Raw genomic sequence first — 14,776 nt, forward strand, 5'->3', positions numbered from 1 at the left:
CATGATATGAGCTTTAATGGCCACAGTGGTATTTGAAATGGCCGACACCCCGCGAATTTCTTTATCCTGCAAAGTAAGGCACTCGTCATATTTCACTTCCCGATACACACGTTTCCTATTTTTCCATAAAGTACCGTAATTGATCGAGCATGATTGGAACATCATCCTGATCAATTCCCTGCTTGATCAACTGCGGCAAATCTTCGTAAAAAACCTCCATAAATTCACTTTCGGAGAACCCTGCATTGGAGATCGACTGTTTGTAATATTCCAATGCTGATTTCCGGTTTCCCAAGCTCCATTGCACATGTCCCATGTTCATCAGATCGTGCTTGTTAGGCTCATCATCCATCAACTTCTGAAAATATTTTTCTGATTGTTCCTTTTTGCCGGTCAGGAATGAACACCATGCAATGGGACGCCACACTTTTTTATTGCCCGGTTTTAAATATTCTACCTTGAAATAATACTTTAGCGCTTCATCAAACCGATCCAACTCAAGTAAACAATGACCAATATTGAGGTGGTTATTCAAATCGTCAGGGTTCATCTTTTCAACCTCATGATAATACTCCAGGGCTTTTATAGGCTGCTTAAGATTTCGGAAACACAGTGCGATTTTTTTTAGGTTCCACAAACGGTTTAAATCAAACAGCTCTGCCTTTTGGTATGCATCCAGTGCTTTATTATAATCGCCCAGTTTTTGATAGCTAAAGGCAATTTTTTGATACAATTCAGCATCTTTCCCTTCATCCAGTAAGTATTCAAAAATATCGATCACCTCCTCAAAATGATTCTTCGAAAAATAGTATTCCCCAATATTTCGGAGTATCGTTTTATCTTCTTTCAGAATATCTCCCAATGCCGTTTTGTTATGAAAATCAAACCGCCAACTAAACACATCATCAAAGTCCTTTTTTCGGGGATGCAGCTTATAAAACCGATACAAATCCTGAATATATTGATTGGAGATAAACCCGGCTTTTTTGCCCGGATCGGTGAGTGCTTCATCTTGTTCAATCTCCTGAGATTGGTTCATCTCCGCTTGAATCCCCTGCAACATAAATTCCCGACTTTCCTTCGGGATATTTTGCATGCTCAGGCAAAACGAATATTTGTCAGAATTACAGAGGATAGGCGCGCTGCTTATCGTTTCAACAAAGCCTCGGGTTATTTCATCCGAAAGATCCAACTTCTCATTCAGGCTAGGATTATCAGCAAAAAACGGGATGAACCAGTTGGCTATTTCATTAAAAAACGGAAACGATTTCAGCATCGAAAACGATCCCATAAAAACATCGGCTCCCTCCATTTGTAATTCCGAAAACTCTTCCATTTTATCCATCAGCCCGGGTGAATCTTTGAAAATATCCTGCCACTCCGGATTTTTATCATCCGAAAGTCCTTCTTCCATCAGGCTGTCCAGATTGATTTTGTCTTTCAGGTTCGGACTAATCTTAATCATCTCAGGAAGTAACTCATTCTGAATTCGTTGCTGTAGCTTCTCGGTTTCCTTGCTACGAATTAACTGCACAATAACCCGCTCAAGGTTTCGCTTGAACTCAGCGTCTTCATTCAGAATTTTCAATCGTCCTGTCAGTTCAGAGTAGAATCGCATTCGTGCGTCGTATTGATAAAGAGCTATCAGTAAACCGACCACCGCACGCTGACTCACAACGATGTCTTTTGCCTCATAAGCATCAAATAATAAAAGGAATTTCTCTGAATCAAAATAACGCTGCAAACTCAAGGTTAAAGCGGTCACTAAAAGCGATTTGTAAGAGATTTCAATCGATGGGCTGGTTAAAACCCGTTTGAAAAACTGAACTTCATCAACACTCAGTTGATCGCGAAACCAAAAATGATAAAACAAACGCAACATTTGCTGATGATGCTTCTCTGTTTCAGCTTGTTTATCCCGGTCGGTTGTTGCCTTTCCTGCGGTCATTGCTTGCAGTTCATCACCTAAATAATGCGCCTCGAACTTCATGAAAAATGAATCAAAATCGGTAATAAACTGATCCTTGAAAGATCTTCGCTTTTCATATTCAACGGACGACGCGTATTTCAACCGAATGGCTTCATTTACCTGATCAGCCAGCTCAAAAGCAGACTCAATTAGTTTGCGATACACCTTTTGTCGCTCCGGATCCTGAATACCTTCAACCGTATACTGAAGCATATAATGATAGGTTTGATCCAATTCGCGCCATTCATCGTAAAAAACCCCCAAGCCATTTTCGCTGATAAGCTCCTTTAATAAATCGAATGCAGGCTTCAACTTACGCTCTGTCAGGTTGTGGCATATTTCTATATATCGTTTATGTAATTCTTTATTTGTCATTGCTGTTATCATTTTTTTAAAAGATACGAAAAACCAGTACCATCAAAAAGCACTCCAACGCAAATATGACTGCCAGATGTGCAGCCAAAGAACTCATCTGGAAAAATTGTCAAGAGAAACGAGCATGTAAAAGCTCGTACACAAATGGGTATTATAAGCAAGCTACATACGCCGCAATTGAAAAGTATAATTTGCAAACGGATGAAATTTAAGGACATCGTTTCTTTACGACGAGAAAAAAAGTCGACTAGATTGCTAAATTAATTTTGAACTTTAACGACAAGTTATCCTTGAAAGAATCTAGCTGGTAAGGACCGAGTCGGTAAAAAGCTCCGGCGCCCAACTTTAGCAACCCCACCCGAACCAATTTCGTGCCCAGCAAGCCCACTTCATAATACCCTTTTGGAATTGATGAATAGCGCGAAGAAAAGTTCACTTGATCATCGTATTCCGATTGGCCGACTCCTGCATTGAAAACCATGAAAATATCAGGATGGTTTTGTTTATCGCGAAATAATGCAGGTCCAAAATTATGCCTCCAGAAAAGTGCCACCAACTGATCGGTAACAAACTCATTCACCCGCATAGTCGCAAATGAGTTCTCGTTGTAATTTGAAAATAGTTGTGAGCGAGAAAAAGGCGGACTCGCCAGTAAATTCAGCACACCACCCGACTCCCGCAGCGAACCGAGCAAAGTAAATTCACTCTCACCCAGTTTACCAACCATATAAGAATCGCTCAGTTTAAATTCAACAGCTTGATAGGGTCTGTCTGAATGTTGATCCAATGCTCGTTCGAAATTGAAGTGAATTACCGGAAACCGTCCTCCCCTGGAAAATATCTCACCTAGCTGCCGAAACAGTTTTTCTTTAAATGTTAAACGAAATTGAACGCCTACCAGATGATAGTTAACCAACGGATCGGTTATGGATTCATCCAAAAATGTCGGATTATTGAGCTGGTAGTTCTTCCAATAAATCTTGGTAATAAAGGAAGGTAGAATACGACCAACAAAGCCGGCCTGATAAATTTCGTGATAAGTAAAATGAGTCCGATACCAAACATCTAATTGATGAGAGATGAAAGGTTTTGGCTGGTCTAAAAAATCAATGCTTCCATCTTCTTTAATATCATTTTCGTAATGCACGAAAAAGCGACTGTCACTCGCCGAGTCGAACCGGAAAAACAGATCTCCACCAAACTTACTTTCATCATCGAGAAACCCATAACGATAATAGCCTTTCAGTGACAAGAACCTGCTGAAATCCTGATTCGTTTGCAAACCTAATCCCAACTGAAAACCTTCGAAGCGGTTGTAGTTGACGAGGCGATCAAGCAAAACATCGATTTTACCAACCGGATATCGCCAGCTTGAAAATGACTGCACCAGTTTTAACTGATCACTTTTATCTATCTGTAGTCCCAAGATATCAACAGATCGCACCGCAGAAGTATCGATTGGCTCGCCAACAGATACCGGCCCAGGGCTAGTCTGCGGCTGCTCCTCATTTCCCACCGAAGCCTTGGAATCCTGTCGTTCAAAAAAAGAATCACCAAACGGAATATTTAGTTGACTGCCGGTTATAAAACTTTTCCCTGAAATCTGAACATCAAGAGATTCTGTTGGAAATTCCTGAAGCTTTAATCTTTCAATTCCGATTTTGGAACTCATCGATTTTGGAAACCATTGCCCAGACGGTAACTGATTATAAAGTTGATGGAGTGAAAAATCAAGTTTGTCTTGAGTTGAATGAGCTGCATTTATTTGCAACGACTCAATGGCATATCCATCCGAATTGATGGTTAAAACACCTTCAAAAGCACTGGTAAAATTATCCTCCGATGGTTTGAATGAAATAACAAAGAGACTATCTCCGCGAGCATTTAACAACTTTTTATCGGTCGAAAACAAATAATTCTGAATACCCGAATCCGAGATGGGACTCCTGTATTTTTCGTTTAAAAAAGGAATTGTATCCTGATAAAATGAAAATGATTCGAGCTGTTTCGTCAACCTGATCAAGGCAGAATCTTTCAGCCCGGAAGTGCGATCAGCGATCACGATCTCTTTGGATTGATCAGGTTTCTGATAAATCTTTGTCCGCACTCCTTCCTGCAAATACAAATCTTGCCGATCTGCCAATTTTTTCAACTTCGCATGAAGTGCCCCGACTTGATGATCTGCAGAATCGTAGAGTTTAGCTCGGCTATCGTCAGTTAACCGAACGGTAAGTTTGTTGTATCGTTGATATTTATAGGAATTGATGTTCTTAAGTTGATGAACGCCACGATTGTCCAGCGCTTTTTCAATGACCCTTTTTGCACCTTCTTGCTTAGTCGTATTGCGGAGATCGTTAAAGCCGGAAAAACCCTTCTGCAAGCGAACTAGTTCACCATCCTTTAGCTCGGCCAGAACCTGCTGTTGCATCCGGTAGCCGGCATGATACAACAAGATTGTGTCGTTGGTCATGCCATACAGGTTTAAGTAACCATCAATATTACTTGTTGTCTCAACCCGAACCGAATCACTTAAGGCTTTCACAAAAGGCAATGGCTGCGAGGTGTTGGCATCGACAACCCGCACGGTTCGGGGCTGCGCAGCTAATTGAAAAGGAGCTGCACATCCGATAAGGAAAAATAGTATGTTGAAAGAGATCGTCTTATTCAATTTCATCCAATTCCATCAGAGTTGCTTTCAGCTTAAAGATATAATTTCCATAGAGTTTTCGAAAACCCCATCGAAATAAGAAAAACAAACCACTAATGACAAGCAACAAAACGACTATACCAATGACAATCATTCTAATCATGGGTGGCGCAGTACTCAACGCATCCACATTGGCGCCCAACTCGATAGCTTTCAGTTCAACACCCATAAACATTCCCGAGATAAAACTGATACTGAGAATCAACAATAAAATACCAAGTGCCATATAAAACAGCTTGCGATATACGTTAAGAATGCGGATGATTGATGTCAAAACCCTGGAAAGGTCGTTGCTATGCGAATAATCTTTGGTAGCCAATCGGTAGCTGATCAAAAAATAAACGAAAGACCCCACGATAAATAAAATACCTGCGCCTTCCATTAGCTGAATCCAGATCGGAGTGGCTTGGTAGCTCATATCAGACGAGAGCAAAACATCATCGAAAGCAAAAAACAAGGCCAACAAAATCAAGAAGACGACTCCAATACGAATGTTCCGGTCAATTCGCTCTATGAAGTTTCGCGTGCGTTTTTTAAGCATTTCGTAAATGGCTTCTTCTCCCAACTGATGCTTACTTGCATCATTGGACGAAAACTTATCCCAGGCCGATTTTAAATCTTTCAGTTCCATTCCTCTAGCTTCAATGATTCATGTACTTTTTCAGTTTCTTCTTGATCCGGTTCATCTTCACACGCACATAATTTTGAGTAATCCCCGTAATCTCAGCAATTTCTTCATATTTCTTGTTTTCGAGATATAACAAGACGATAGACTTTTCAATCCCACTTAAATTGGTGATTGCTTGATGTAGTAGCTTGATCTGTTCTTCGGTTTCGTGGTCATATTCCTCAACAGCCAATTGAAAGTTCGCCACCTCAATGCCTGTTTTATCAGGTTGACGTTTGTTCTTTTTGAAACTGGTAATCGCTGTATTTAATGCAACACGGTACATCCAGGTCGTAAACTTGGCTTCGCTCCGAAATGATGGAAATGATTTCCACAACTGCGCCAGTATCTCCTGAAACAGATCGCGGCGATCTTCTTCCGAATCACAATAAATGGAACATACCTTGTGTATAATTCCCTGATTCTGCGATATAATCTGAACAAATTCCTTTTCCAAAGCGAAGTTATTAGTCTGGAATTATCGGATAAATTACACTAGCTCATTTTTAAAAATCCAACTTCTTTATCAGAAAGAAAGCGCCATGTTCCCCGGGGTAAGTTTTTCTTGGTTAGCCCGGCAAAAACAACCCGGTCGAGTTTAACGACCCGATATCCCAAGTGAGCAAATATGCGGCGTACAATTCGGTTTTTCCCCGAATGGATTTCGATGCCTACTTCTTGTTTATCGCCATCTTCTACAAAACTAATCGCATCGGCAGCAATAAAACCATCTTCCAGCTCAATGCCTTTTTTTATCTGCTCCAGATGATCTTGTGTAAATTCTTTATCTAAAAATACGTGGTATATTTTTTTCTTTTCGTAACTCGGGTGAGTCAATTTAGTCGTCAGTTCGCCATCATTCGTAAATAGCAACAGTCCGGTGGTATCCTTGTCTAATCGGCCAACCGGATAAATACGCTCCTCGCAGGCATTTTTGACTAACGAAATCACTTTTTTCTCGGCATGCGGATCATCCATGGTGGTTACGAATCCTTTGGGCTTATTCAATAACACATACACATTTTTCTCTCCGCTGAGTACCTTCCCTTTATAAACGACCTCATCTTTGGTTGTTACTTTGTGGCCAAGACTAGTCACGACTTCGCCATTAACCGTAATCTCACCTTTTTCGATGAGCTGATCGGCATCGCGACGCGAGCAAACACCGGCATTGGCGATAAACTTATTGAGCCGAATCTCCCGATCAGACTTTTTAACAATACTCACTTTTTTATTTTGAGGAGATGATGACTGATCGTCAGAATCGTTTCCCCAGGAATAATTCCGTCCTTCAGGTTTTGAATTTTTTGTCATAACTTAATTTCAATCGCTGCAAAGGTCGGAAAAAGAATTCAGATTGGCACATTAACCATGAGGGAAGATGGAAGTTGAAATGCAGGAGCTCTGTAACTTAAAATCATTTTGGCACTGATCGCCAATTTGAAACAATATCGGCTACAGGGGAGCGAACGCACAAACTTGGTGAGCACGTGAGAACAAAAAACCCAAAAACCTGAAACTTAAAACTTCCCTGCTATTCCTCTTCCTGCTTATACAATTCGTACTGCTCCAAAATGGCTTCACGAACCTCGTAATCATTATCAACCTGATTGAGCATTCCTTTTGAGTTAAAGTAAATCATAAAAGAATCTGCTTCCGCTTCCTCCAAACCCGTCAGATTCATAACTAACTCTTTATTGTAGTATTGCGATAAGTACTCCCATCGCTTTTCTGTAATAATTGCTTTTCGAACTTCTCGCTTCTCCTTTTCGCTGCGACTAACATGATATTGGATAAACGAGGCCGGAGAAAAAATAGCGGCATACCAAGGTGGTTTTGAATTAAACGCATCTCCCCGCAATTCAGGATCAATATCAACCGGTTTACCCGTTGAAACCCCTAAATCCACGGAGTTCGACTTTCCTTTTACTTCAACCTCGCTAATGGCAAAGCGAATTGGCTTAAGCCAAATGGTATACAAACTGTCGGGGGTTTGTTTCGGCGGAATGTGTATATATTCTTTCATAAAGCCCATGGCCGTAATTCCAAGACTATCCACATTCAGCATTTCCATGGAAAAATGTCCGTGTGCATCCGTTGTTGTGCCACCATGAGTTCGCATGTTAACCACATGAACATAAGGCACCGGCAAACCATCTTCTTTGTTCAGAATTTGGCCATTTAAGTGAATGAGAATGGGATCGATGTCCGCCCAGTCCTGTGCAGCCAGCTGCATAGCGTTTGCGAAAAACAATAGAATCAGTATAGCAATTAGCTTGTTCATGATTTAACAAAAGTAGCATTTTACAAGTGATTCAACACCTAATTAAACAAAGCTTAAAAGCTTTTAACATTCTTTATTTTTTTTGGGAATTAGCAAGTCAGCAGATACAGCAACACAAAAAAAGGGAACCTATTGGCTCCCTTTGAATCATATCTGTGACAATTTGATTAGCTCAAATTCTTGATGCGAGTCATCGCCTCAATCGTACTTTCGCGGTCAGCAAAGGCTGAAAAGCGGAAGTAACCTTCACCGGCAGGACCAAAACCAGAACCGGGAGTTCCCACCACGTTTGCTTCGCTCAACACTTTGTCGAAAAATTCCCAGGAAGTCATGCCGCCTTTTGTTTTCACCCAAACGTATGGAGCATTTACCCCACCATAAACGGTGTAACCAATCGCTTCAAGGCTTTCGCGCATAATGCGGGCATTTTCCAGGTAGTAAGCAATCACTTCGTTCACTTCCTTTTGGCCTTCAGGCGTATACACAGCTGCAGCTGCCTTTTGTACCGGATAAGAAACACCGTTGAATTTAGTTGAATGACGACGCAACCACAATTTTTTCACCGAGTGGGCATTGCCTTTGCTGTCGAAAGCTTTCAACTCTTCAGGAATTACAGTATACGCACAACGCACACCTGTAAAGCCAGCTGTTTTCGAAAAACTACGGAACTCAATTGCTACCTCTTTGGCTCCATCAATTTCGTAGATCGAACGAGGAATGCCATCTTCAGTAATAAATGCTTCGTAAGCTGCATCATATAGTATGATGCTTTTATTTTCGCGGGCATAGCCTACCCATTTTTTCAATTCTTCTTTGCTGGCAACCGTTCCCGTTGGGTTATTGGGGTAACACAAGAAAATCAGGTCAGGGCGCTCGGTTGGAAGATCCGGGGTGAAGTTATTTTCATCGGTACAAGGCATGTAAATAATACCATCATAGTAGCCATTCGACTTGCACTCACCAGTTTTACCCGACATTACCGTAGTATCAGAATAAACCGGATAAACAGGGTCGCAGATGGCAATTTTACTGCTTGCTCCAAAAATTTCCTGAATGTTTCCGGTGTCACACTTCGAACCGTCAGAAACAATAATATCATCAGCCGGAATATCAACGCCATTGGCTTGATAGGCATTTTCAGCAATTGCCTTACGCAGAAATTCGTAGCCTTGTTCCGGTCCGTAACCTTTAAAAGTTGCTGCTGTTCCCTGCTCGTCAACTCCCTCATGAAATGCTTTCAACACGGTAGGAACCAACGGTTGGGTGACATCGCCAATACCCATTTTGATAATTTTTTTATCGGGGTTGGCTGCCGCAAATTCGCTAACGCGTCGTCCAATTTCGGGGAATAAATATCCCGCTTGCAATTTCAGATAATGCTCATTAATCAATGCCATATCAATTTTCTATTTTTAGTGATTATTCTGTTTGAATACTTCAAAATTCAGGCGCACAAAGGTATGAAATTGCTTGCTTAATGCCTAAATGCCCTACCCGATTTTACGATTTGGTAATGATTGCAAGGAGCTTAAATCATTTGAAACGGCCCTAAGCATCAGGTAAAAAAAAAGAAATCATTCGGGGAATCCGAAATTGATTATCATCCGGGAAATTGACAAAAATGGGGCAACTAAAAAAAAATCCGCATTGCTCAATATCAATTGAGGCAAGCGGATTATTCTATTCATATCTTGTACTATAATGCGGCTTTAATCTTCTCGATTACCTCTGCATATTCAGCATCTGACAGGGTTGTTTTTTGTGGATTCATTTCAAAAACACCTCCAAATCCATATCCACCTACATATTTTGGAACGATATGCATGTGCAAATGAGACAAGGTGTCGGCATAGGCTCCGTAGTTGATTTTGGTTGGGTTAAAAGCGTTGGCAATCGCTTTTCCAACTTTGGCTACATCGCGCATAAAAGCATCGCGCTGCTCGTCGCTTAACTCGTGAAACTCGACTGCGTGGTCGTTATAAACAACATTGCAACGACCTGCATAGGATTGCTCTTTAAATAAAAATAATTCGGAAACTTCTAAATCACAGATTTTGATCATTAGGCTGTTTAAGGTATCGTTTTTTTGACAATACAAACATTCTGACACGGGTGATGACATAGTCTAATTTTATTGAATTTATCCCCAAAGATAATTCAATCATTTTTAATCTGGCGAGAAAATCATCTTGCTAGCCGCTCTCTTAACATTATCGCTCAACAGTCCTTATTTAATCTCGCAGCTCCTTCCCTTAAGCTGTAGCCGACATTCACTTTTAAGGAATTCTTCTTTTTTCTACAACTTTGGTTGAAACAACCCGGGTTGTGGTCACTCCAACCATAAACACGTCGCAAACAGCCAACACCTTATTTTCCGTTTGCTCTCCTTTCAACACATCCTGCTCCGCCTCTTTCCCATTACCCAAAGCCTGATTCACTTGCGAACGGAACTGGTAAAACCTTGCATAGTAAGGATTCATATCAATGGCACGATCAAGAGCTTTCAACGACTTCTCATACTTCCCTTTTTCGTACCGATTCTTTGCTTTCTCAAATTGCACTTTGGCCTGATTAACAGGGGGCATCTTACTTTGCACCGAATAGTTAACCACAATTTTATAGCGTTCGGCTTGCGGTTCATCATTCAACATTGCCGGTGTCCATTTACCAACCGTTTCGGCCAAGGCAGCCAGAGCCATATTTGTTAGTTTCTGATGTGGAGACGAATCAACGATCACCGAATCCAGCTCTCCGGTGTCCGAAATATTGAAAGAAATAACGGTCAACCCATCAATATTTTGTTGAGCCAAATCAATGGGGTACTTTATTTTGGTGGAGATAAAGCGATTCAGGTGCCCTTCAAACCTGGCATGATGATCAACAGGTTGTGCAAATGATTGAAAACAAACAAAAATACCTGATAATAAAATAATTAAGAAATCTACTCGATGTTTCATATTCAACTAATTTTATTGTATTCCTATTTTAATGGCTCATAAACATCAATCATAAAGTCATCCAACAACACTTTTTGTTTGCCCCGGTGCCAGACATAAACCTTCAAGTTATCTTCCAGGGATCGAACTTCAGGCGTGAGGTAGTCGAACTGAATTTCATTCCAGCCGCCCAAAACGACATCTTCGTTTTTAAGCTCGAAAGCCTGATATTTGTAAGTCTTACCCTGATGATGAAAAGTAGCCACCAATACCGGAAGTATTTCGCTGTACCCACTCGGAATAAATAACTTTACCGAACCGCTGATCCAGGCATGATCGGACTCCGTTAAATCCTGATATTGAATATCAATTCCGGGGGAGAAACGATGTTTATCGTCAAGAACAAATACGTTTTCGTGGCGTGATGAATCCGCAGGAATTTCGTCAAACGAATTCTTGTAAAGCGACTTACGCCGATAATCGTCCCGATTCTCAAAGTCCTGAAAAGTTTCTGTCGACCGATTGACCAACAGCAATTTCTTATCTTCTTCACTAACCGATGTTTGACCAAATATCGCCCAATAATAGTCCCAGGTCATTCGCTCTTTACTAAGCACCTTGTTTTCAAATTGCCACGATTGAAATAAGTTCAGCACAATAAATAGCAGTGCCACCACACTAAAAGCCAATTTTCTTGTGGGGTTTACTTTTACCTTTTCGATAAAAAATCCCATGGGGATGGCGAGCAATACATAGGCGGGAACCATTGATCGGGAGCTAAAACTGCCTCCTGCATACCACCAGGTTGTCCAGCTTGAGGCAATGTAAATATCCAGAATGATAAATATAAAAATGGTGTAAAATACCGGCTTGCTTTTTTGATACAAATGATAAAACCCGACGAACGAAAAGAGAATAATGGGGGTGTAAATAAACCATCCTTTTCGGAAACTAAACAAAAACTTTAAGGTATACGGTGTTAAAAAGTCAAGCCCCTCACCCGGATTTGTATACGAGTAAAACAAATACTCTCCGGTAATGGCCTTCCAATACAGAGCCTGCGGAAGAAGAACAAGCAGAAAACAAAAACCGGCAAGCAGGATCTGTGCATAATGCGTTTTCAATTCGCTTAGTTTCTGCTTGAAATAGTTTTCCTTTCCGGCATACCACAGCAAAGGAATCAGCACACAGATTCCTTCCGATGGCCTGATTAAAGTGATCATTCCGGCTGATAACCCGATAATGACAGCGTGTTTTATTTGATGATCGGCATACCATCTTATGGTGAAAAAAGTTAACAGGGCGTAAAAGGTAAACAGAAAATTATGCGATAGTAAGGTACCATCCCAAATGGTTAAATGAAAGTAATTCGTCCCGAAAAAGATAATAACCAACAGGATGCTGGTGGTGTACTGGTTGAAAAAATGAAGCAACACTTTTGCCAAATAAACCAAGCCAATCATGGCATAAATTAGTCCTCCAAAGGTGAGGCAATACTGATAGGGCAAGGACAAGCCATCAGCCGGATAGCCCAACGGTTCGGCAATGAAATGAGCTAAAAAGAAAAAGGGGGAATAAAGTATGGACAATCCCATGGTGTACTTAATGACCCAATTCCCATTACCCACATTAACCAACTGATAAAGGGTTGACGTGGGTTTGTAGGTTTCGACTAAATTCGTGAGCCACTCCTGATTGCTTAGACCCAAATCGGAGTAAATAAATTTTGCCGGAAGATACAAGTAGTATCCAAACACATCCCAGGTCAATACCTTTACCGGATCGATAAAAAACCGAAAGACCACCAAAATCAAGCAAAGCAATACGATCAGGTGCTTATAGGAGTAGTTGTATTTCATATCGAAGCTGACTTTCATGAAAATTTAAGACGTTGTGCAACGGCTACTTTTGTTAGCGGCTGCCTTTTGTTTTTTGAAATCGAAGCCGCAATCGAAACAATGAATTTTCTTTCTAATCAAGGGAAATGGAACAAAAAGGAACAAGGATAAAATCAAATATAACATATCCCACTGATAATCTATTGCATATCCATTCCGTGTATTAGTTGAATTGCAATTTGGGCAAATCTCAGCAAAATCGGATAAACTTTTCGATTTATAATTAGCTACAATTTCTTTGTCCAGATAATATTCAATTTCAGATTTTATTCTTAAAACCTCCATTTGCTTTTCATATTCTGAATGCAAAATGTTGGCTATTTCGTATTTCCCATTTTCATCAAACAGGTAGCCTTTATTTATTTGTTTTAATATTTCTTTAGCAAGATCCAGTTGGTCCGATGGAACTTTCAGTTTTACTCCTCCAATTGCAACGGCCCTAAAAGGATGCACCCAAACTATATTTTCATCAAATATAAAACAATCGATACCATCACATTCTAATCGACCTTTTAAAATGTGGCAGTCAATCGGGCTATTCGATCGATACAACGTTTCAAGTTTAATCATCTGTATTTATTGGTTGTTTAGACTACCGTTAAAGGGTTAGTATCTGTTGCCAAGCGGATTTCGCAGCGCGTTCCTGTCCGAAGGACACGGAACGGCGATGCGAGAATCCGCAGTTGGCGTACCAACAAACCCCGCCCTGCAATATGCACTTTAAACGCCTGGCTTTTATTTTTTTATTACATTTTCCAATTCTCTAATAAGTTCGTCTTTGTCTGGTAAAACATATGTAAACTTTGAAGCAAATACATTATTTTCCAGCCCTCCGAGGATATATTCTGCTGCAATTTCGTCTTTCTCAGCGCATAGAATTATACCGATAGGTGGATTATCGTCTTTGTCATTTACCTCTGTTTTGAAATAATTCAAATACGTGTTTAATTGTCCGGCATGATTAATTTGCAACTTAGTGGTTTTTAACTCAATCAGAATATAACACCGAAGAATTTTGTTGTAGAATACCATATCTACGTAATAGTGAGTATTGTTGATTGTTACTCTTTGCTGCGAACCAACAAACATAAATCCTCGCCCCAGTTCCAGTAGAAAGTCTTCTATATGCCGGATTAATTTTTTCTCTAATTCCTTTTCTAAAATTGGTTTATGCTCAGGTACTCCAAGAAACTCAAAGACATAAGGATTTTTTACAATGTCTTGAGGTTTTAATATTTGTTGTCCTTTCCGGGATAATTCCAGAAGTTCCTTTTTGTTTGTCTCTCCTTTTGAGAGCAATAACCGTTCATAAAGAGAACTATCAATTTGTCTTTTTAATTCCCGAACCGACCATGATGAGTTGATTATTTCTTTTTCGTAAAATCCTCTTTTCTGAACGTCTTCGATAATCAAAAGTTCACATATATGAGACCAAGTTAATTGTCCAGACAGTGTCTGGACATCGGGATATTCTATGTAGAATTTTCTCATATTGAAAAGATTCGACCTTGAAAAACCCTTCCCAATCTCGTCAGTTAATTGTTTTGATAATTCAAGAATTATTTGTCTTGACGAAGAATTGTCAATGTTATTTGCCTTTTCATTTTCGACAATTATTTTCCCAATATTCCAATACGCTGTAATTAGCCCATTATTGACATTAATTGCCACTGATTTTCTTGCGGAGAAAATAATTTCTTTAAAGTTGTCAATCAGGTTATTTTGATTTTTCTGTATATCTTTTTTCATAGATGTAAAGATAATTATTTTGTGTATAGCCTGATTTTCAAGCTTGGCGTTAACGGTGGCAATATGCGGAGGCCGGGATTTCGAAGCTCGAACTGAAAGGCGACACCCGCCTGCCGGTGATCCTGAACCGTTCGGAACTGCGGGAACTGTTCAGTGCGCCAACACTTCTGAAGCACCGAATCGTGCTCACG

The 14,776-nt window shown here is 40.3% G+C and carries 12 protein-coding genes; all 12 read right to left on the bottom strand.

Annotated elements, in window-relative coordinates:
• Positions 1-115: 115 nt before the first annotated feature.
• The gene (locus tag ACTB00_RS07425) at positions 116-2,344 is read right to left on the bottom strand and encodes a tetratricopeptide repeat protein (protein WP_463299276.1); all 2,229 of its coding nucleotides are present in this window, start codon (positions 2,342-2,344) and stop codon (positions 116-118) included.
• A gap of 247 nt (positions 2,345-2,591) precedes the next feature.
• Positions 2,592-5,018: a DUF5686 family protein gene (locus ACTB00_RS07430; RefSeq protein ID WP_463299277.1), complete on the bottom strand. Its 2,427-nt coding sequence runs from the start codon at positions 5,016-5,018 to the stop codon at positions 2,592-2,594.
• Positions 5,005-5,682, bottom strand: a complete 678-nt coding sequence (locus ACTB00_RS07435) for a hypothetical protein (RefSeq protein WP_463299278.1) — start codon at positions 5,680-5,682, stop codon at positions 5,005-5,007. Before ACTB00_RS07435 ends, ACTB00_RS07430 begins: the two co-directional genes overlap by 14 nt.
• 10 nt (positions 5,683-5,692) lie before the next feature.
• Entirely contained in the window at positions 5,693-6,175 is a 483-nt protein-coding gene (locus tag ACTB00_RS07440; protein WP_463299279.1) for an RNA polymerase sigma factor, read from the bottom strand.
• Between the two features lie 38 nt (positions 6,176-6,213).
• Positions 6,214-7,032 carry a pseudouridine synthase gene (locus tag ACTB00_RS07445; RefSeq protein WP_463299280.1) on the bottom strand — a complete coding sequence of 273 codons (819 nt, stop codon included), beginning with the start codon at positions 7,030-7,032 and terminating at the stop codon, positions 6,214-6,216.
• A 220-nt stretch (positions 7,033-7,252) separates the two neighbouring features.
• Positions 7,253-8,002 carry a peptidase associated/transthyretin-like domain-containing protein gene (locus ACTB00_RS07450; RefSeq protein ID WP_463299281.1) on the bottom strand — a complete coding sequence of 250 codons (750 nt, stop codon included), beginning with the start codon at positions 8,000-8,002 and terminating at the stop codon, positions 7,253-7,255.
• Between the two features lie 167 nt (positions 8,003-8,169).
• Entirely contained in the window at positions 8,170-9,399 is a 1,230-nt protein-coding gene (locus ACTB00_RS07455; protein ID WP_463299282.1) for an LL-diaminopimelate aminotransferase, read from the bottom strand.
• Positions 9,400-9,698: 299 nt separating this feature from the next.
• On the bottom strand, positions 9,699-10,064 hold the full coding sequence (locus tag ACTB00_RS07460; protein ID WP_463299283.1) for an HIT family protein: 366 nt from the start codon (positions 10,062-10,064) through the stop codon (positions 9,699-9,701).
• A gap of 214 nt (positions 10,065-10,278) precedes the next feature.
• A complete protein-coding gene (locus ACTB00_RS07465; RefSeq protein WP_463299284.1) occupies positions 10,279-10,959 on the bottom strand; it encodes an energy transducer TonB in 681 nt (226 codons plus the stop codon).
• 23 nt (positions 10,960-10,982) lie between these two features.
• Entirely contained in the window at positions 10,983-12,815 is a 1,833-nt protein-coding gene (locus ACTB00_RS07470; RefSeq protein WP_463299285.1) for a hypothetical protein, read from the bottom strand.
• A 6-nt stretch (positions 12,816-12,821) separates the two neighbouring features.
• Positions 12,822-13,406 (bottom strand): putative signal transducing protein, encoded by a 585-nt coding sequence (locus tag ACTB00_RS07475; protein ID WP_463299286.1) that lies wholly within the window; start codon positions 13,404-13,406, stop codon positions 12,822-12,824.
• Positions 13,407-13,571: 165 nt separating this feature from the next.
• Positions 13,572-14,585, bottom strand: coding sequence for a PDDEXK nuclease domain-containing protein (locus tag ACTB00_RS07480; protein ID WP_463299287.1), 1,014 nt, complete (start codon positions 14,583-14,585; stop codon positions 13,572-13,574).
• Between the last annotated feature and the right edge of the window lie 191 nt (positions 14,586-14,776).

The sequence above is a fragment of the Sunxiuqinia sp. genome, assembly GCF_055140945.1.